19 protein-coding genes and 1 pseudogene are annotated in these 18453 nt (G+C 72.0%); 9 read left to right on the forward strand and 11 right to left on the reverse strand.

Annotation, left to right across the window (positions count from 1 at the left end; all coding sequences use genetic code 11):
• Positions 1-7 precede the first annotated feature (7 nt).
• Entirely contained in the window at positions 8-559 is a 552-nt protein-coding gene (locus ABTZ59_RS13010; protein ID WP_351395234.1) for a DUF6630 family protein, read from the reverse strand.
• Positions 560-1118: 559 nt separating this feature from the next.
• Here ABTZ59_RS13010 and ABTZ59_RS13015 point away from each other — a divergent pair.
• Positions 1119-2864, forward strand: a complete 1746-nt coding sequence (locus ABTZ59_RS13015; RefSeq protein WP_351395236.1) for a TIGR03767 family metallophosphoesterase — start codon at positions 1119-1121, stop codon at positions 2862-2864.
• A gap of 45 nt (positions 2865-2909) precedes the next feature.
• Here ABTZ59_RS13015 and ABTZ59_RS13020 read toward each other — a convergent pair whose 3' ends face one another.
• Positions 2910-3497: a TetR/AcrR family transcriptional regulator gene (locus ABTZ59_RS13020; RefSeq protein ID WP_351395239.1), complete on the reverse strand. Its 588-nt coding sequence runs from the start codon at positions 3495-3497 to the stop codon at positions 2910-2912.
• Positions 3494-5020: an MFS transporter gene (locus tag ABTZ59_RS13025; RefSeq protein WP_351395242.1), complete on the reverse strand. Its 1527-nt coding sequence runs from the start codon at positions 5018-5020 to the stop codon at positions 3494-3496. Before ABTZ59_RS13025 ends, ABTZ59_RS13020 begins: the two co-directional genes overlap by 4 nt.
• A 171-nt stretch (positions 5021-5191) precedes the next feature.
• Here ABTZ59_RS13025 and ABTZ59_RS13030 point away from each other — a divergent pair, with 171 nt between their 5' ends.
• Entirely contained in the window at positions 5192-6448 is a 1257-nt protein-coding gene (locus ABTZ59_RS13030; RefSeq protein WP_351395245.1) for a DUF4032 domain-containing protein, read from the forward strand.
• A 42-nt stretch (positions 6449-6490) separates the two neighbouring features.
• Here ABTZ59_RS13030 and ABTZ59_RS13035 read toward each other — a convergent pair whose 3' ends face one another.
• The 3 genes from ABTZ59_RS13035 to ABTZ59_RS13045 form a co-directional block, all read right to left on the reverse strand.
• Entirely contained in the window at positions 6491-7516 is a 1026-nt protein-coding gene (locus ABTZ59_RS13035; RefSeq protein ID WP_351395248.1) for an NAD(P)/FAD-dependent oxidoreductase, read from the reverse strand.
• The gene (locus tag ABTZ59_RS13040; protein ID WP_351395251.1) at positions 7513-8037 is read right to left on the reverse strand and encodes an isoprenylcysteine carboxyl methyltransferase family protein; all 525 of its coding nucleotides are present in this window, start codon (positions 8035-8037) and stop codon (positions 7513-7515) included. Before ABTZ59_RS13040 ends, ABTZ59_RS13035 begins: the two co-directional genes overlap by 4 nt.
• 75 nt (positions 8038-8112) lie before the next feature.
• Positions 8113-9165, reverse strand: a complete 1053-nt coding sequence (locus ABTZ59_RS13045; protein WP_351395254.1) for a type III polyketide synthase — start codon at positions 9163-9165, stop codon at positions 8113-8115.
• Between the two features lie 194 nt (positions 9166-9359).
• Here ABTZ59_RS13045 and ABTZ59_RS13050 point away from each other — a divergent pair, with 194 nt between their 5' ends.
• Entirely contained in the window at positions 9360-10235 is an 876-nt protein-coding gene (locus ABTZ59_RS13050) for a UbiA family prenyltransferase (RefSeq protein ID WP_503002712.1), read from the forward strand.
• Positions 10236-10270: 35 nt separating this feature from the next.
• On the opposite strand, the gene ABTZ59_RS13055 is transcribed toward ABTZ59_RS13050, so the two are convergent.
• Entirely contained in the window at positions 10271-11011 is a 741-nt protein-coding gene (locus ABTZ59_RS13055; protein WP_351395257.1) for a dienelactone hydrolase family protein, read from the reverse strand.
• A gap of 177 nt (positions 11012-11188) precedes the next feature.
• Between ABTZ59_RS13055 and ABTZ59_RS13060 the strand changes: the two genes are divergently transcribed.
• Positions 11189-11644 (forward strand): tellurite resistance TerB family protein, encoded by a 456-nt coding sequence (locus tag ABTZ59_RS13060; RefSeq protein WP_351395259.1) that lies wholly within the window; start codon positions 11189-11191, stop codon positions 11642-11644.
• A gap of 199 nt (positions 11645-11843) precedes the next feature.
• On the opposite strand, the gene ABTZ59_RS13065 is transcribed toward ABTZ59_RS13060, so the two are convergent.
• Positions 11844-12761 (reverse strand): SRPBCC domain-containing protein, encoded by a 918-nt coding sequence (locus ABTZ59_RS13065; RefSeq protein WP_351395262.1) that lies wholly within the window; start codon positions 12759-12761, stop codon positions 11844-11846.
• A gap of 352 nt (positions 12762-13113) precedes the next feature.
• Between ABTZ59_RS13065 and ABTZ59_RS13070 the strand changes: the two are divergent.
• Positions 13114-13521 (forward strand): annotated as a pseudogene (locus ABTZ59_RS13070) (hypothetical protein); the annotation flags it as partial.
• Between the two features lie 201 nt (positions 13522-13722).
• Here ABTZ59_RS13070 and ABTZ59_RS13075 read toward each other — a convergent pair.
• Together ABTZ59_RS13075 and ABTZ59_RS13080 are read right to left on the reverse strand one after the other, a co-directional pair.
• Entirely contained in the window at positions 13723-14676 is a 954-nt protein-coding gene (locus ABTZ59_RS13075; protein ID WP_351395265.1) for a M56 family metallopeptidase, read from the reverse strand.
• Positions 14673-15047: a BlaI/MecI/CopY family transcriptional regulator gene (locus ABTZ59_RS13080; RefSeq protein WP_351395268.1), complete on the reverse strand. Its 375-nt coding sequence runs from the start codon at positions 15045-15047 to the stop codon at positions 14673-14675. The genes ABTZ59_RS13075 and ABTZ59_RS13080 overlap by 4 nt, the downstream gene beginning before the upstream one ends.
• A 125-nt stretch (positions 15048-15172) precedes the next feature.
• Here ABTZ59_RS13080 and ABTZ59_RS13085 point away from each other — a divergent pair, with 125 nt between their 5' ends.
• The 4 genes from ABTZ59_RS13085 (at position 15173) to ABTZ59_RS13100 (ending at position 17723) form a co-directional block, all read left to right on the forward strand.
• Positions 15173-15895, forward strand: coding sequence for a DedA family protein (locus ABTZ59_RS13085; RefSeq protein ID WP_351395271.1), 723 nt, complete (start codon positions 15173-15175; stop codon positions 15893-15895).
• Positions 15895-16527, forward strand: coding sequence for a phosphatase PAP2 family protein (locus ABTZ59_RS13090; RefSeq protein WP_351395274.1), 633 nt, complete (start codon positions 15895-15897; stop codon positions 16525-16527). The genes ABTZ59_RS13085 and ABTZ59_RS13090 overlap by 1 nt, the downstream gene beginning before the upstream one ends.
• Positions 16524-17246, forward strand: a complete 723-nt coding sequence (locus ABTZ59_RS13095; RefSeq protein ID WP_351395277.1) for a phosphatase PAP2 family protein — start codon at positions 16524-16526, stop codon at positions 17244-17246. Before ABTZ59_RS13090 ends, ABTZ59_RS13095 begins: the two co-directional genes overlap by 4 nt.
• 105 nt (positions 17247-17351) lie before the next feature.
• On the forward strand, positions 17352-17723 hold the full coding sequence (locus ABTZ59_RS13100) for a VOC family protein (protein WP_351395279.1): 372 nt from the start codon (positions 17352-17354) through the stop codon (positions 17721-17723).
• A gap of 28 nt (positions 17724-17751) precedes the next feature.
• Here ABTZ59_RS13100 and ABTZ59_RS13105 read toward each other — a convergent pair whose 3' ends face one another.
• The gene (locus ABTZ59_RS13105; RefSeq protein WP_351395282.1) at positions 17752-18240 is read right to left on the reverse strand and encodes a GNAT family N-acetyltransferase; all 489 of its coding nucleotides are present in this window, start codon (positions 18238-18240) and stop codon (positions 17752-17754) included.
• Positions 18241-18453: the final 213 nt, after the last annotated feature.

Raw genomic sequence — 18453 nt, forward strand, 5'->3', positions numbered from 1 at the left:
GTTCGATTCAAAGGTGGTCGGCTCCCAGGACCGCCGCGTAGAAACCGGCGCGCGCGGCGAGCGGCGTCAGCTCACCCGCCCGCTCGGCCGGGAAGCAAACCAGGGGGTAGCAGTCCGACTCTATGTCGAGGACGGCGAGCGCCACCCCCACCTTCAGATGGAGCCGGCCGGCGTCGTTCAGGAAGGCGGCGGTGTCCGTGTCCAGGGGCGTCGCGTCCGTGCCGTCGGCGTCGGCCCGGGACCACGGGTCGACGGTGGAACGGGATTCCAGGCCCCGGAGCCGACTGATGATCTCCTCGGAGCCCTCCTTCCAGTTGACCTCGGCCAGCAGCCCCTGTGCCGTCAGGGCGTCGACGAGCGCTATCCACGCGAGGTTCTCGATGGGCGCGTCGATGCCGCGGTCCTCAAGACGCGCGGCGTGGGTCCGTACATAGGCGTCCGGATCGTCGTACGCGAACAGCACCTCGTCGACGACGGTCACGCGGCCCGGCGCGAGCAGCTCGGCCAGCGCGGCGAGTGCCTCGGCGGCGGGGGTGAGAGCAGGACGACGCTCCGTCATGATGACAGCTCCTCAGGTCGGGATGCGAGGTGTTCGGGTGGAACACCGGCCCGGGAAACACCCTGCCACGGGGGTCTGACAACCGACCGGCCCGCGAGCCGCCGGAGAGACGCGAGAGCCACGAGGGCCACGCGACCCGCGAGAACCGCGAGGCCGCGGAAAGACCCGCGAGACCCGCGAGGCCGGAAAGAGGAGCGGCCCCACCGGCGAGGGGGGGACACACCGGTAGGGCCGGGAGAGCTCAGGCGGCCGGGGGCGGCCGCGAGCTTCGCTCCGAGACGCGTCTGCCCGGCACGCCACGACGTATGCGCACGAGTTTCGAGGAACCCGTACGGGCCGACGCCCTTCCCCGCGGAGTGAACGGTGAGTGACCGGCTCCGGTCCTATGGCCATGGGCGCGGCGACGGTTCGCCGACACGGTGATCCCTGTGTGGTGATCGGTGTTGGCCGTTGGAACGTCGTTCACGCGCAGGCCACGCCCAGTGTCAACCATCGAGGAGTAGCCAGGGGGCCGTCCCCGGCGCGCTCGTCAATGCGCTCGCACTCGGGAGGCCGCAGAATGACACGCATACGCTCCGCAGTCACCGCCGTCGACCGCCGCTCCTTCCTCACCGCCACCGGAGCGGTCGGCGTCTCCGCCGGAATCGGGCTGGCGCTCGGCGCGGGCGGCGGTCCCGGAGAGGCGGCCGCCGCGCCCGGAGCGACCGCGACGCCCTCCGTTCCCGGCCCCCGTACCCCCGCCGCCCCGGCCACGCCCGCGCGTACCGTCCCCGCCCGTACGACGCTGGACACGGTGGCCGCGCCGCGCGACAGCGCCGCGGCCTTCCGACGGCTCGGCGACGGTCCCGGCTGGCGCAGGGTCGTCCGCGAGACGCTGGCGGCCCCGCGCCCCGGCCGCGCCCAACGGCGTACCGTACTCAGCTCGTTCGTCCAGCTCACCGATCTGCATCTGGTGGATGTCCAGCACCCGGTACGCACCGAGTATCTGCGCTCGCAGCAGCTCTCGGGGTGGCGGCCGCAGGAGGCGCTCACCGTCCCGGGCGCGGTGGCCCTGATCGAGCAGATCAACGCGCTGAAGGCCGGGCCCGTGACCGGGGCGCCGCTGTCCTTCGCCGTGACGACCGGTGACAACACCGACAACAACTCCCGGGCGGAACTGGACTGGTTCCTCACGGTGATGAGCGGTGGCCGTATCACCCCCAACACCGGTGACCTCCAGCGCTACGAAGGGGTGCAGAACTCCGACGAGCGACTGTTCTGGCATCCGGAGGACTCCGGGCGCGACACCGACAAGCGGCTCGGTTACCCGCGTATCGACGGGTTCCTCGACGCCGCGATCCGCTCGGTGAACAGCCCGGGTCTGCGGATCCCGTGGTACTCGACCGTCGGCAATCACGACGGGTTGGCCAGCGGCGCGATGGCCGACCCTTCCGGCTACCTCGCGGAGTTCGCCGTCGGTGCGAAGAAGCTGTACGGAATCCCCGACGCCGAGGCCAAGCAGCTACTGAAGCTCCTCTCGAAGGGCGGGGACCCCAACGGGGCGAAGCTGATCGGCCTGCTGCGCCGCTCGAAGCGCGCGATGCGCTCCATCACCGCCGATCCGCGCAGGGCGCCGTTCGGGCCGCGCGAGTATCTGAAAGCGCACCTCGACCCGGCCCGGGTGGGCGCCGGTCCGGCCGGACATGGCTATACCGCGGCCAATCTGGACAACGACACGCTCTACTACACGTTCCCGATGGGCGAGAACGTCACCGGCATCAGCCTCGACACCACGGACCGCGGTGGGCACTTCACCGGCTCGCTCAACACCGCCCAGCTCAACTGGCTGAAGCGCAAGCTCACGGAGCACCGGGACGGATACGTCGTCATCTTCAGCCATCACAACAGCTGGACGATGACCAACACCCACCCCGACCCCGCCCACCCGGGCGAGGCCCGGCACAGCGGCGACGAGGTCCTGGCGCTGCTCAAGCGCAACCGCAATGTGCTGGCCTGGGTCAACGGGCACAGCCACCGCAACTCGATCCTGCCGCACGGCAGCTTCTGGGAGATCTCCACCGCCTCGCACATCGACTTCCCGCAGCTCGCCCGGGTCATCGAGATCGCGGACAACGGGGACGGCACACTCTCGCTGTTCACCACGCTGATCGAGTCGGCGGCGCCGCACAGGACGGACTTCGAGGACCTTTCGCAGACCGGTCTCGCCGCCCTCTACCGGGAGTTGTCGCACAACGCACCGGGTTCCACCACCGCCCCCGCGGGCAAGTCCACGGACCGCAACACCGAGCTGCTGCTGAGCCGCTGAGACTCCGCCGGCCGCCGGCCGGGGGCCGATCAGGCGCTCAGCCGCTCAGCCGGCGTCGATCAGACGCTGGAGCGCGGGCGCGTACAGTTCGGCCAGCCGTTCGGGGGCGGCCCGTCCGGTGGCGCCTTCGCGGTACAGGCTGAGCGTGGCGCCGAGCCCGAGCAGTTGGCCGGAGATGAGTTCGGCGCGCAGAGCGCGTTCACGGCCGGTCAGCGCCCCGGCCAGCCGCTCGGTGATCTGCGCGCCGAAGCGCTCGCGCAGCAGGGTGCGTTCGTCGTCGTGGCCGAGCGAGAACACGACGCGCAGCAGGGGGTCCGCCTGGCGCTCGCGGCGGCTGCGCAGCATGGTCAGCACCAGATGTCTGCCGAGCGTGTCCAGGGGTGCCGCGAAGAGCTGGTCCGCCGCGGCCTCGAAGTCGGCGACGGCGTTGAACAGCCTTTCCTTGGTGGCGAAATGCTTGACGATGAGCGAGGCGCTGACCCCCGCGTCGGCGGCGATGCCCCGCATCGTGACCTCGGCATAGGGCCGGAAGGCGAACGCGCGCCGCGCCGCCCGCAGGATCGCGTCCCGTCCCGTACCCGCCTCGGCCGCCGCCACGCCGCCCGCCGCCCCGTCGGCTGCCTGCCCGTTCATGCGCCCTCCCGGGCAAGCGATGTCGTCCTGTCCCGTGCGACGCTACCGGGCGCGCGTCCCCGCTGACGCGGCAGACACAGGGTGACGGCCAGCGCGAGGAGCGCGGCGCCGCCCGCGATGACGAAGACCAGCAGATAGGCGTGGAGTGTGGGGGCGGTACGGCCCCCGGCCTCGAAGGTGAGGCTGGTGAGTACGGCGGCGACCGCCGCGCTGCAGAAGGCCTGTCCGACCGAGCGCATCAGGGTGTTGAGGCCGTTGGCGGCACCTGTCTCGCTGACGGGCACCGCGCGCATCACGAGCGCGGGCAGCGCCGAGTACGCGATGGCGGTACCCGCGGCGACGACGGTGGCACCGAGGATGATCGTCCACAGCCGGTGGCTGGTGAAGAAGCGCACCGCGTAGCCGACGGCCAGGACGGCCGAGGCGAGCACGAGCGTGGTCTTGGGGCCATACGCGGCGGAGATCCGCGCGGACACCGGGGACAGGGCGACCATCGTGAGGCCGCCGGGCAGCAGGCACAGTCCGCTGACGACGAGGGAGGCGCCCAGGCCGTAACCGGTGCTCGTGGGCTCCTGCACCATCTGCGCGGTGGTCAGGGAGTTGGCGTAGAACGCGAAGCCGATCAGCAGGGCGGCGATATTGGCCCGCAGCACGGCGGGTCGCGCGGAGACCCGCAGATCGACCATGGGGGTGGTGACGCGCAGCTCGTAGCGGCCCCAGAGGAGGCCGATCAGCACGGCGAGGACGAGCAGCCCGAGGGTGGGGACGGATGTCCAGCCCCATGCCCCGCCCTGGGTGACGGCCAGCAACAGGCCGACCAGGGCGGCGGACAGCCCGAGCGCGCCGAGTGCGTCGAAGCGGCCCCGGGTGCGCAGGGGTGATTCGGGTACGCAGAGCAGCACCAGCACGATGTCGAGCAGGCCCAGCCCGGCGGACGCCCAGAACATCGTGTGCCAGTCGTAGTGCTCGACGACCAGGGCGGCGACGGGCAGTCCGACCGCCGCGCCGATGCCCAGGGTCGAGCTCATCAGGGCGACCGAGGACAGCACCCGGTCGGGTGCCAGCTCGTCCCGCATGATGCTGATGCCGAGGGGTACGACGGCGAGCGCGGCGCCCTGGAGGGCCCGGCCGGTGATCAGCACCCCGATGTGGGAGCTGACCGCGCACAGGACGGAGCCGGCGGTCAGCACGCCGAGCGAGGCGAGGAGCACCCGGCGCTTGCCGTACATGTCGCCGACCCGCCCGAGCACGGGGGTGCAGATGGCGCCGGTGAGCAGCGTGATCGTCACCAGCCAGCTGGCGGCGGCGGGGGTGGCGCCGGTGAGCGCGGGGATGTGCGGAAGGAGCGGTATGACCAGCGTCTGCATGACAGCCACGACCACGCCGCAGAACGCCAGGACGGCGACGAGGAATCTGGGGTGCGGTGCGGAGGGCTCGGAGGCGGAGGGTTCGGGGGGCTCGGAGGATTCGGAGGGCTCGGAGGATTCGGAGGGCTCGGGGGGCTCGGATATCGCTTCGGGCATCTCTCTCCGTAAGGGGAAGCACTGAGGGAAAGCGGCAGGGGTGCACAACCGTTCACCCTCAGGGTATACACCTGTGCACCCCCGCGCCCCTCCGGCCGCCGACCCGACCCGGCACACTGTCCGGGGCGGTTCCGTGTCCGGTGCCCGCCGACGACCGCCGTGGGAGGCACGATGGCGCTCCAGATCAGCGCGACCAATCCGGAGCAGCCGGCCGTGCTGCTGGATCTGCCCTGGAACATCCCGCTCGACCAGTGGCCCGAGGAGTGTCTGGTCGCGCTCCCCCGCGGTATCTCGCGCCATGTGGTGCGCTTCGCCTCGGCCGGGCCCGAGGTCGTGGCGGTGAAGGAGATATCCGAGCGCGGCGCCGTGCGCGAGTTCGGTCTGCTCCGCGATCTGCACCGCCTCGGTGTCCCGGCCGTGGACCCGGTCGCGGTGGTGACCGGGCGGGTGGACGCGGACGGGGCGCCCCTGGAGCCCGCGCTGATCACACGGCATCTCAAGGGATCGCTGCCGTACCGCTCGATGTTCGAGTCGACGATGCGGCCGACCACCGTCAAGCGGCTGATGGACGCGCTGGCCGTGCTGCTGGTGCGACTGCATCTCGCCGGGTTCGCCTGGGGCGACTGCTCGCTGTCGAACGCGCTCTTCCGGCGTGACGCGGGCGCGTACGCCGCGTATCTGGTGGACGCCGAGACCGGGCAGATCCAGCAGAACCTGAGCCCGGGACAGCGCGATTACGACATCGAGCTGGCGCGGGTGAACATCGCCGGGGAGCTGATGGACCTGGAGGCGTCGGGTGCGCTGCACCCTTCCGTCGATCCGGTGCCGTTCGGCGCGGCGATCGTCCAGCGGTACGAGGACCTCTGGCACGAGGTGACGCGGGAGTCGGTGTACCCGGTGGACAAGCGGCACTACATCGACCGCCGGATCCGCCGGCTCAACGATCTGGGCTTCGATGTCGCGGAGATGCAGATCGAGCGCTCCCCGGTCGGTGACACGGTCACCTTCCTGCCGAAGGTGGTGGACGCGGGCCATCATCAGCGGCAGTTGCTGCGGCTGACCGGACTGGACGCCGAGGAGAACCAGGCGCGCCGGCTGCTCAACGACCTGGAGAGCTGGATGGCCGGCGAGGAGGACTACGCACCCGGCGATCCGCTGGGGGCACGGCCCGAGGTCCTCGCACACCGCTGGGTCCGCGATGTCTTCCGGCCGACCGTGCGGGCCGTACCGCTGGAGACGCGCGGCGAGATGGACGCGGCGCAGATCTACCACGAGGTGCTTGAGCACCGCTGGTACCTCTCGGAGGCGGCGGGGCGCGACATCGGTCTGGAGGCGACGATCGCGGACTATCTCGTGACCGTACTTCCGCACTCGGTGAACGCGATGACGCCTCCGGGGACGGACACGACGGGCGGTCTCTCACCCTGATCCGGGGCCCCGCGCCGGACGGCCCCCGCGCCTGACCGGCTCTCACTGAAGGGCGCGTACCGCCGCCGCGAACACCGCGGGCATCCTGGCCGCCGCCGGGACGATCAGCCGGGCTCCCGCCTCGTGGCCACTGACCCTCAGCAGCCCCTCCGTCAGCAGCCGGTGGCGCCGGGACAGCGCACGCCACCGCCGCTCGTATTCCTGCGGCCGGCCGGCCCTCAGACACCGCACGGCCGCCTCCGCCGACGCCAGCGCGAGCGCGATGCCCTCGCCGGTGAGGGCGTCGACATAGCCCGCGGCGTCGCCGACGAGCAGCACCCGGCCGGCGCTGCGGCGGCGTACCCGCTGGCGCAGGGGGCCCGCGCCGCGCACGGCGCCGACCTGCTCACCGTCCAGCAGCGGGAGCAGCCGCGGGAAGCGGGCCAGATGGTCGTCGTAACCGCCCTTCGCCGTGGTCAGTACGGCCACCCCGACCAGATCGTCCGCCACGGGCGTCACATACGCCTCCCCCGCCCGTCCCGAGGACGACCAGTGGACCTCCACGAAGTCCGTCCAGGGCTTCATCCGGTAGTGCCGCCGCTGCCCGTACCGCCGGGGCCGCGGATCCGGGAGGTCCAGGCCGAGGCGGCGGCGCACGGGTGAGCGCAGCCCGTCCGCGGCCACCAGCCAGCGCGCCCGCAGTCCGCCCGCGGTCACGGAGTCCGCGCTCTGCTCCACCTCGTCGACCCGGCCGGTCACCGTCCTCACGCCGGCCTCGGCGGCCCGTCGCGCCAGCGCGGCGTGGAGTTCCGTACGCCGTACCCCGAGTCCGAGGCCGTCGTCGAACGGCGCCTCGGCCCGGTGGGCGCCATGGACATAGCGGATGCCGCGCAGCGGATGGCCCGGGAGCGGGCCGAGGCCGAGGGCGGACAGCGCACGTACGCCCCGTGGCATCACGCCTTCGCCGCACGCCTTGTCGACGGGGGTGGTACGGGGCTCGATCACCACCGTCTCCAGGCCGGCCCGCGCGGCATGCACCGCGGTGGCGAGACCGGCGGGTCCGCCGCCCACCACCAGCAGATCGATCACGGCAGAGCGCCCTCGGCGGCCGACTCCAGCGCGCGGTTCTCGCACCGTATCCGGATCGTCAGCAGCACCGCGTTGAGCGTGGTGAACACCAGCGCGGTCACCCAGGCGCCGTGCACGAGCGGCAGCGCGATCCCTTCCGCCACCACCGCCACATAGTTGGGGTGCCGCAGCAGCCGGTACGGGCCGCCCGTCACGAGCGGAAGTCCCGGCACGACCAGCACCCGGGTGTTCCAGCGCGGGCCGAGCGTATGGACGCACCACCAGCGCAGCGCCTGCGCGGCCAGCACGACCGCCACCATCGGCCAGCCGAGCGACGGGTCGAACGGCCGGTCGGCCAGCCACACTTCCACGAGACAGCCGAGCAGCAACAGGGTGTGCAGGGCGACCATCGGCGGGTAGTGCCGCCGCCCCCGCTCGACGGCGCCGCGCGCCAGACTCCAGCGCGCGTTGCGGCGGGCGACGACGAGTTCGGCGACGCGCTCCGCTCCCATGGCCAGTACCAGCGCGGTGTACCAGATCATCTCTCCCCGTCCGTCGGTCTCTCTCCCCGTCCCCACTCGGCGCCGCCGGCGCCGCCCGCGAGCCGGCCGTCGGCCCTACCAGCGCAGCAGCACCAGTTCGCAGCAGAATCCGGGCCCCATCGCCAGCAGCAGCCCGTACGTACAGGGCGGTGGCGGGCGCTCGGCCAGCGTGTCACGCAGCACATGCAGCACGGACGAGGACGACAGATTCCCCACCGCCGCCAGCGAACGCCAGGTCATGTCGAGCGCGTCGGCGGGCAGTCGCAGCACCTCCTCGACCGCTTCCAGCACCTTCGGCCCGCCGGGGTGGCACACCCACGCGGTGATGTCGTCACGCGTCAGACCGTTGTCGGCGAGGAATCCGTCGACGTCCGCCGCGAGGTTCTTGCGGACAAGATCCGGAACGCTCGCGTCCAGGACGATACGGAAGCCGGAGCCCGTGATGTCCCAGCCCATGGTCTGCTCGGTGTCCGGATAGAGCTGGCTGCGTGTGTCGACGACGACGGGGCCGGCGGCCCGGCGGCGGGGGCCACAGGCGACCACGGCCGCGGCGCCGTCCCCGAAGAGCGCGGTGGCGACGAGGTTGGCGGACGAGACGTCGTCGCGCTGGAAGGTGAGCGAGCAGAGCTCGACGGAGAGGAGGACGGCCACATCGTCGGGCCGTCCGAGCAGATAGTCGTGCAGCCGGGCGATGCCGGCCGCCCCCGCCACACAGCCGAGCCCGAACACCGGCACTCTTTTGACGTCGGAGCGCAGGCCGAGCCGCCCGACGAGGCGCGCGTCCACCGACGGCGCGGCGATACCCGTCACCGAGGTGAACATCAGCAGATCGACATCGCGTGGGGACAGCCCCGCCGCCTCCAGCGCCCCGCCGACCGCCTCGGCTCCCAGCGGTAACGCCCCGGCGATGAAGGCGTCGTTCACCGCCCCGAAGTCCGTAAGACGGTCGTACCGGTCGAGGGGCAGGGCCGTATGGCGCGTGGCCACGCGCGCACCGCGGTGCAGCCGGTCGAGAACCTTCCTGTCGGCACCTGCGGGCAGACAGGTCCTGGCGACCATGTCCGTGATCTCGTGCTGGGGGTACCGATGCGGAGCCAGGGCTCCGTGGACGGCTGCGATGCTTGTCATCTGCGGTCCGAGGTCGGGGTCGGGGGGCGACTGACGTGCCATCCCTGCCCCCGCTCGGTCGCGCCACACACGAAGTCGCCTGTACGGCCCCTCAGGGGCGGTTGTACGACCGCGCCGTGACGGGCGGTTCGGCGTTCGCGAGGGCTACGGCGTGACGGCCGCCCGCTGTCGGTGGCGCTGCCTACGATGAGCGCGTGGACGCCATCGACCAGCCGGGGAGCATCGTCCGTACACCGACAGGCCCGCCGGGGCACCGGCCGCGCCGGGTGGCCGCGCTGCTGGGTGCGTGTCATCCGGGGCCCACGGTCGCGGTGACGCTGCTGGTCGCGGGGCTCGCGGTGGCCGCCGGGCAGGACGCGTCCGGCTGTCTGCTGGTGACCGCCGCCGTTCTGACGGGTCAGTTGTCGGTCGGCTGGAGCAATGACGCCGTCGACGCGGCGCGCGACACCGCGGCCGGACGGCGCGCCAAGCCCGTGGTGGGCGGGGCCGTCGGCGTGCGTACCGTAGGGGCCGCCGCGCTGATGGCGCTGGCTCTGTGCGTGCCGTTGTCGTTGGCGTACGGGACGCTCGCGGGCGTGGTGCATCTGGTGGGGGTGGCCGCGGCCTGGCTGTACAACGTCCGGCTGAAGTCGACGGTGCTGTCGTGGCTGCCGTACGCGATCGGGTTCGCTTCCCTGCCCGCCTTTGTGACGCTCGGTCTGCCGGGGCAGCCCCGGCCGGTCTGGTGGGTCGTCACCGCCGCGGCGCTGGTGGGGGTCGGCGCGCATCTCGGCAATGTGCTGCCCGACATCGAGACGGATCTCGCCGGGGGGGTATGGGGCTGGCCGCAGCGGCTGGGGCCGGCCGCGGTACGGCTGCTGCTGCCGGCCCCGCTGGTGGCGGCGACGGTCCTGCTCGCGCTCGGCGGAGCGGGCGCGCTCGGTGCCGTCGCCGTCACGGTGGCGCTGATCACGGCGGTCGGCGGCTCACTGCTGGGCCGCCGCCGTCCCAAGGCGCCGTTCCTCGCGGCGATCGTGGTCGCGGGTGTCGATGTCGCGCTGCTGCTGTCGCGGGGCGCCGCGCTCAACTGACCGGCGGCCGGCCCCGCGTCGGCCGCGGTAGGACGTCAGTCCGAGGCGCCGAGCCGCTCGCGGAGGAAGGTGATCGTACGCTCCCAGGCGAGCGCGGCGGATTCGGCGTGGTACGCCTCGGGGCGGCCGTCGTTGAAGAAGGCGTGGCCCGCCCCCGGGTAGACATGGATGACCGGCACGATCCCGGACTGGGACTCGATCGCGGTGCGCAGTTCCTTGAGGCTCGACGGCGAGACGGTGTCGTCCTCCGCGCCGTAGTGGCCCAGGATGTCGGCCTTGAGGTTCGAGAAGTCGGGGACGCCGTCCCGGTTGACGCCGTAGAACGGTACGGCCGCGGAGATCCGCTGGTCCTTGGCGGCGAGGCTGAGCACGAATCCGCCGCCCATGCAGAAGCCGACGGTGCCGATCGTGTCGCCGTCCGTCTCGGGCCGTGCGAGCAGATAGTCGACGGCGCCGGAGAGCAGTTCGACTCCCCGGTCGGTGGGCAGCGCGCTCATCATGCGCAGCGCCTCGCCGGAGTCGTGGGCGACCCGGCCGCCGTACAGATCGGGGGCGAGCGCGACAAAGCCCGCCCGTGCGAAGCGGTCGGCGATGTCCTTGATGTGGGCGGTCAGGCCCCACCACTCCTGAATGACGATCAGGCCGGGGCCGTGTCCGGCGGGCGGTACGGCGAGATAGCCGTAGGCGGTCGTACCCGCGCTCGGGAACGAGACGTTCTGAAGCGAGGATTCGGTGGGCGCGGTGGAGTCGTTGGAGTCGATCGGCTCGGTGGCCATGGCAGGTGCTCTCCCAGCTCTGGTGCGGTGACGGACGACATCGCGATCGTATGAAAGGGGGCGCCCTGAGGGCGAACGCCTCTCCGGATCGCGACCGGCTCCACCCGACGGGCACGCGACGCCGGTCCCGCGCGTTGTCGGAGTGGCTCTGTGTGACACCTGAGGAGAGATGACGGAATGGCCCTGTGGGACCGGTTCAAGGAATCCGCCGCGACGATGCAGACGCAGCTCATGGCGAAGAAGAACGACCTCAAGAGCGGCTCGTTCCGCGACGCGAGCATGGCGATGTGCGCGCTGGTCGCGGCGGCCGACGGCTCCGTCGACCCCGCCGAGCGCCAGCGGGTCGCCTCGTTGATCGCCACCAATGAGGTGCTGCGGAACTTCCCCGCGGAAGACCTCCAGCGCCGCTTCGACGACTATCTGAACAAGCTCGCCGCCGACTTCACGTTCGGCAAGGTGGGCCTCCTCCAGGAGGTGGGCAAGGCCAGGAAGAAGCCCGTCGAAGCGCGGGCCGTCATTCAGATCGGCATCGTCATCGGCGGCGCCGACGGCGACTTCGACAAGACGGAGCAGGCCGTGGTGCGCGAGGCCTGCTTCGCCCTCGACCTGCCGCCGCACGAGTTCGACCTCTGATCGGGTCATCCGGTGGGTGACGCGCGGGGCGGTGGCCGCCGGCCACCGCCCCGCGCGCGCTCCAGAAGCTCCCGGCGTCCTCGCTCAGCTCTTGCCGCGCCGCTCGGCGGGCTCGGTCCTCAACGCCCAGGCCATCTCGGGCTCCTGCTTGGCGGCGAAGACCGGAACGGCCGGCAGGCGCACCTCCGGGCGGCGGTCGTCAGGCTTTGAGGAGGTCCGCCGCGAGCTGGTCGATCCGGGTCCGCCAGGCCGCCAGGGCCGCGTCCGCGTCGCCGCCCTCGGGACCTGTCTGGGTCAGCACCAGCCGGGCCCCGTGCCCCGTCCCCTCCCCCAGCTCCCAGGTGACCGATCCCGCCGGCTCCCAGGTATAGGTGAGCGACTTCGGCGCCCGTACCTCCGTGACATGGCCCGCCGGGACGTTCCCGGCGGTGAATCCGGCGGGCACGGGCAGGCCCGCCACCGGCTCGATACCGGCCGACAGGACGTCCCAGACGGTCGCGGCCGGCCGCACCAGCTGACGTTCCAGCCGGATCCGCGGACCGGTGGCGTCGCCCTCGGTGGTCTCGGCGGTCTCGGCGGTGCCACGGCCGAGGCCGAACCGGCGTACATAGGTCTCGTGCAGCTCGCCCGTGTCACGGCCGACGGTGACCGGGCCGCCGGCGAGCAGCTGGGCCAGGGCGGTGATGCAGAGATGCCAGCCGGAGGCGAAGCTCGCCGCGCCCGGGAGATCGTCGAAGGTGTGCACGAGCGTGAGCAGCGAGCCCTCGCCGTCAGGCGCGAGGGACCAGCTCAGATGGTCGGCACCCCAGGTGAACGCGAAGAGGCGGGGCTCGTCGACATCCGTGACGGTGCCGGTCATGCCCGGTCCGCTGACGCCGGGGAAGTGGAAGCCCATCGCGCCACCGGGGGTGAGGTCGACGGTCACCTCCGAGGGGAACCACTGGGCGAGAGCGGCGGGTTCGGTGAGCGCGGCCCAGACCCGCTCGGGAGGGTGCGGGAGCCTGCGCTCCATCCGCAGGGCGGTCCGGCCGTCGACGGCGGTCATCAGCGTGTCGTCCTGCGAGATGTCGTGCCAGGTGTGGTCGTACGGGGTGCCGTCGTGCGGGTTCGTGGTCATGAGGGATGTCCTCCATCGCGTCGGGACCTGTCGGCCCCCGACGAGGCCGGCGTCGCGCGGTACCCGCAGATGCTGGCATATGGGCGGGCGCCGATGAGCGCGGCGGCGCGGCGCGGTGTCATGAAATTTCCGCCATACGCGGCGGCGATTACGCTCCGAATCTGGCCGGATCCGCGTCGTGACAGGAAGTCAGTAAAGGCTTCATAGTTGGAAGTTCGGGCATTCCAGGGTCGTTTTCCACTCCCCCGGGAAATCGCTCCGCCACGGCGCCCGGCAGTACCCGCGCAACGTCACTCCAAAAGCACTGCGGCCCAGGCCATCAGGCCCACAGAACGGCGCAAGGAGAGCGGCCGTGCATGACGAATTCCTGTGCCATGTCACCGCGTACGGAATCTGCGGTGGACAGCGAATCGGCGTTCCGCTGGGAACATATCGCGCTCCCACTCTGTCACTTGCACTGTGGTGGTTGCGGGATCGAGCTACCTGGATCGCGGAACGGCTGGATCCCAGCCCGGAAAGCGACCATTTTCCGGCCGCCGCACTCACTCCGGTGGGGCGCAGCGTGCCGGACGTACCGACGACACTTCGGAACTGGCGGGACGACACGGCCCATCAGGACATGGTCGCCGAGCATTTGGCGGCCGGGCGTCTCATCCGTGTCGCCACCCGCGACGACACCACGGAATACGAGTTGCTGGCGGAATCGGTGGACGCGCTGCGTATGGACCGCGCGCTGCCGACTCTGATCACACCGGAAGCCCTGCCGGAGCCGCTTCGCCGGGAACGCCCACTGGTCGCTTCCGCGCCGGCCTCCGCCCCCGAGTATCGAAGACACGGCGGCGGTCCTGGCCGGAGGACAGGGGGTGATGATTCCTTCGGGGACACCTTGGAGTTCGGCCGGGCTTCCCGGTGACGGGCGAATGACGGGGGAATCCCGGGGTATCGGCGACGGCAGCGCCGGTCAGCGCCCGGGATTCTCTCCCTGTGCGATCTCGATATGGGTGTGCAGATCGTTCGCCGCCCCCATGGCCGAGCCGCCGGACAGCGTCAGACACACCAGCACGGCGCCCGCGACGAGGCGGCGGGTCCGGGGCGTGAGCGCGGGCCGGCCGCTCGCGCCGGTGCCGAGCAGCGCGGCGACGCGCCGGGGCACCGGGCCCGCGGTCGCGGCGAGTACGGTCCGGGGTCTGAGCGCCCCGGACAGTCCCGGCGCACCGCGGGTGGCCAGCGCGGCACGCCCGATCGCGCGGGCGGCGAGCCGCCGGTCGCCGACGGCCGCGGCGGCGGCCTCGTCGGCGGCGCGCTCCAGCGCGTAGCCGAGCGGTTCGCGCAGCGCGCGCAGGGCGGGGTGGCAGAGAGCGGCCAGTTCCACCGCCCTGAGCAGGACATGGTGGCGGCCGCGCAGATGGGCGCGTTCATGGGCGAACAGCGCCTCGCGCTCGGGCGGTTCCAGGGCGCGCAGCATGCCCGTGGTCACGACGATCCGGCCGGGGCGCCCCGGCAGCGCGTAGGCGTCGGGCCGGTCGTCCCGCACCACCGCCAGCTCGCCGTCCGTACCGCCGGTGACGGTCCTTGCCCGGCGCAGCTCCGCCCGGTCGCGCCGGGCGGCGGCGGTGAGCGCCGCCGTACGCCACACCAGCAGAGCCCCGGCGACGAGTGCGAGCGCGATGGTCACGGGGGGCGGTCCGGCCGTCAGCGGCTCGGCGAGTTCACCGAGGAGGGCGACGGCGGGCAGATACGACGCGCCCGGTACGACCAGCAGCACCAGGGCCGCCGAGCTGCTGACGGCCAGGATCAGCGCGGCGGCGGTGAGCAGTTGGGCCGCGCGGCGCGGCGGGAGGACGGCGGCGACCCGGCAGGCGGCGGGGGCCGCGAGGAACGGCATCAGCAGTGGGATCAGTACGAGGTAGGTCATCCGGCCTCCCCGCCGTCGAGCAGGGAGCGCAGCATTCGCTCGTCCTCGTCGTTGAGCTGGGAGACGAAGCGGGCGAGCACCGCGCTGCGGTCCTCGTCCTTCGCCAGCTCGGAGTGCATACGGCGGGCGGTCAGCCCGGGGGCGTCCTCGGTCGGGGAGTACGCGTAGCCGCGCCCCGATCGGGTGCGCGTGACACTGCCCTTCTCGTACAGCCGGGACAGAATCGTGGTGACGGTGGTGCGGGCGAGCGATCCGCCGAGCGCTTCCTGAACGCGTCCGGGCGTGAGCGGTTCCTCGGCCGCCCACAGCGCCGCGAGCACACCGGCTTCCAACTCCCCCGCCGGTCGCCGCTCCGCGCCGTCGTCGCCCATGGGAACGCTCCTCCCGTTCTCTTCGTCTACAGTGAAGTAGACCGTCTACAGAACTGTAGTCAACCGGATCGTCGTACGGACATCCCTGTCCATCCTCCGTCCACCATTATGGGAGCAGCCCTTCAATGGACGTATCCACCCTCGCGACGATGCCGCAGGCCGTGAACCCTCTCGACGCGGGATCACTGCTCGCCGCGTTCGGCGCCCTCGGCATCGCCTTCGTCCTCTTCGCCGAGACCGGCCTTCTCGTCGGCTTCTTCCTCCCCGGCGACTCGCTGCTCTTCACCGCGGGGCTGCTCTGTGTCTCCGGGGCGGACGGGACCGCGCGTCTCTCGCTCGCGCAGGTCCTGATCGCCTCGGTCCTCGGAGCGTTGCTGGGGGCGCAGACCGGCTATTGGATCGGGCGGCGCGGCGGCCGGGCGCTGCTGGCGCGCAGCCGCGCCCGCAAGCTCCACGAGGGGGCGGCCCGCGCGGAGGAACTGCTCGACCGGTACGGCCACGCCAAGGCCATCGTGCTCGCCCGCTTCGTCCCGGTCGTACGCACCGTGCTGAACCCGCTGGCCGGCGCCCTGAACGTGCCCGCGCGTCTCTTCACCCTCTGGCAGGTCATCGGCGGCGCGGTCTGGACCGTCGGGCTCGTGCTCGCCGGATACGCGCTCGGCTCGTCCGTACCCCATGTCGACCGCTATCTGCTGCCCATCGTCGCGGTGGTCGTGATCATCTCGCTCATTCCGCTGGGCCTTGAGGTGCTGCGCTCGCGCCGGGCAGGCACCTCCCCGGCCGGGACCGGAACCGCCGGGACACCAGCCGCCGGGACCGTGCCCGATTCCCCCGAGGAGGCACGTTGATGGTGAGCCCGCGGGCCGCGTCCGCCACCGAGGACCGATGGTTCGACGAGGGTCTGTACAAGTCCGTGACCAGCCTGGCGGACCGCTCGCCCGGCCGGCTGGACACCGCCGTCTCCTTCTGGTCCACGTACGGTCTGGTCTTCTTCGGCGGGCTCCTGCTGGCCGCGTGGTGGCGCGCCCGGCCGACGGCCGGGGCCCCGCGGTCCTCGGCGCGGCCCGTCATGGCGCTCGCCGCCCCATTCGCGCTGGTCCTGGCGTATGTCACCGGTCTGGCCCTCAAGTCGGTGATGCGGGAGCGACGGCCCTGTCAGACGCTGCACACGCTCACCATCGAGGCCTGCCCGCCGCTGGGCGACTGGTCGCTGCCGAGCAACCACGCCGCGATCGCGGGGGCGGCGGCCGTCGCGCTGCTGTTCGTCGACCCCGTGCTCGCGGCGCTCGCGGTCCCCGCCGCGCTGCTGATGGCCGGATCACGGGTCTGGGTGGGGGCGCACTACCCGCACGATGTCGTCCTCGGGCTGCTGGTCGGGGCGGTGGTGGCCGGGGCGCTGATGAGTCTCGCGCGACGCACCGCTCCGCTGGCCGAACGGCTCCACGACACCCCGCTGCGCCCACTGGTCGCCCGCCGGTGAGCCGTACGGCACCGCCGCCGATCCGCAGAGCCGTCCGCACGGGGCCGCTGGCCGTCACCGCGCTGTGCGCCGCGGCCCTCGCCCTGCTGGCCGTCTTCACGACCGCGCGCGACGGCGCCCCCTTTCGGCTGGACACGGCCGCGCTCGACTGGTCGGTGGGGCACCGCTCGTCCCCCGCGGGCATCACGGCGGCGCGCGCCGTAACGGCCAGCGGCACCGGCCCGTACCCCTATCTCTGCGCCATCGTGGCCGGGCTGCTCGCGGGCCGCGATCCACGGCACCGGCTGCTGGCGGCGGCCGGCGCGCTGGTGTTCCTCCTCGCGGGGCAGGCCGCCCGCTACGGCCTGCTGGCGGCGGCTGCCCGCCCCCGGCCGCCGAAGGCGGACTGGCTGACCCATGCCTCCGGTTTCGCGTTCCCCTCCGGACACACGACCACGTCGGCGCTCGCGGCGGGTCTGCTGATCTGGGGACTCGTCCGGTTCGGCCGCGGCTCCCACGCGATCCCCGGCCGACTGAGAGAAGTGCTCATCGCGCTCCTCGTCTGCTGGGCCGTCGCGGTGGGGCTGACCCGGATCTATCTTGGGGTGCACTGGGCGACGGATGTCGTGGGCGGATGGCTCTTCGCCGCCACCTGGCTCGGTCTGGGCGCGTCCTTCATACCGCCGGGACAGCTCGGACGGCCCGGTCGGGCCCGACGGGCCCGACCGTCGCCTCCGTGAGCGCCGTCCGCGATCACCGCCGGAACGACCGATGAGTCTCGTGCCCCGCGGGTGTCTACCTCTTCGACAGCCCACATCGGCCCCTATCGAGGAAGGACGGCCGTCATGTTCGGCGACAGCAAGGCGTTCAGCGGATTCGCGGTGAACGACATCGAGAAGGCGAGGCGGTTCTACGGAGAGACGCTGGGACTGAAGGTCGAAGAGGAGCACGGCCTGCTGCGTCTGCGCCTCGCGGGCGGCGCGGACGTGCTGATCTACCCGAAGCCCGACCACACACCCGCGACATTCACGATTCTCAACTTCCCGGTGGCCGACATCGACGCGGCGGTGGACGAGTTGGGCCGCCGCGGCGTGACCTTCCGGCGCTATCCCGGTATGGAGGCGGACGACAAGGCCATCTTCCGCGGCGGCGGCCCGTACATCGCGTGGTTCACGGACCCGGCGGGGAACATCCTGTCCGTGCTCCAGGACCGCTAGTGCGTGTCGTGTACGTAGGGTCCCGCGCTCAGAGCGCGCGGTGCATGATGTGCATCCCGACATAGCCGTGCGCCGGGTGCAGGAAGCCCTCCGGGAGCGTGCCCACCACCTCGAAGCCGAGTGACCTGTACAGCTTCACCGCGTGCGTGTTGGTCTCGACGACGGCGTTGTACTGCATCGCGCGGAACCCGGCCGCCCGCGCCCAGTCGATCGTGTACGTACAGAGCGCCCTGCCCACCCCGCGCCCCGCGTGCGCCGGGTCGACCATGTAGCTCGCGCTCGCGATGTGCGAGGCGTTGCCCATGTGGTTCCGGTTCATCTTCGCCGTGCCCAGGACCGTACCCGCGTCGTCGACGGCGACGACGGTACGGTTCGGGGGCGCGACGAGCCACATGTCCCGCCCGTCGGTCTCGCTGAGCTCGACGGGGTAGGTGAAGGTCTCGCCGGCGGCGGCGATCCGGTGGAAGAACGGCCAGATGGCGGGCCAGTCCTCGGTGGTGGCTTCCCTGATCAACATGGCGCCAGGATGCCTGTATGTACCGCGCGCCCGCCAGCGCTTTGGCCGCTCACGCCGTGGTGAACGCCTTTCGGGTCGATCCCGACCGTCTTGAGCCAACTGTGTTGATTTCGTACACCGACCGGGAATGTTTTTCGTGGGTAACCGTCCGCCCCCCGGACGGCGGATACGGGCGCGGTCGGCATCGGTTCGATGTCATGGCCCGATACCGTC

The sequence above is a fragment of the Streptomyces sp. NPDC094034 genome, from assembly GCF_040303865.1.
Taxonomy (GTDB): Bacteria; Actinomycetota; Actinomycetes; order Streptomycetales; family Streptomycetaceae; genus Streptomyces.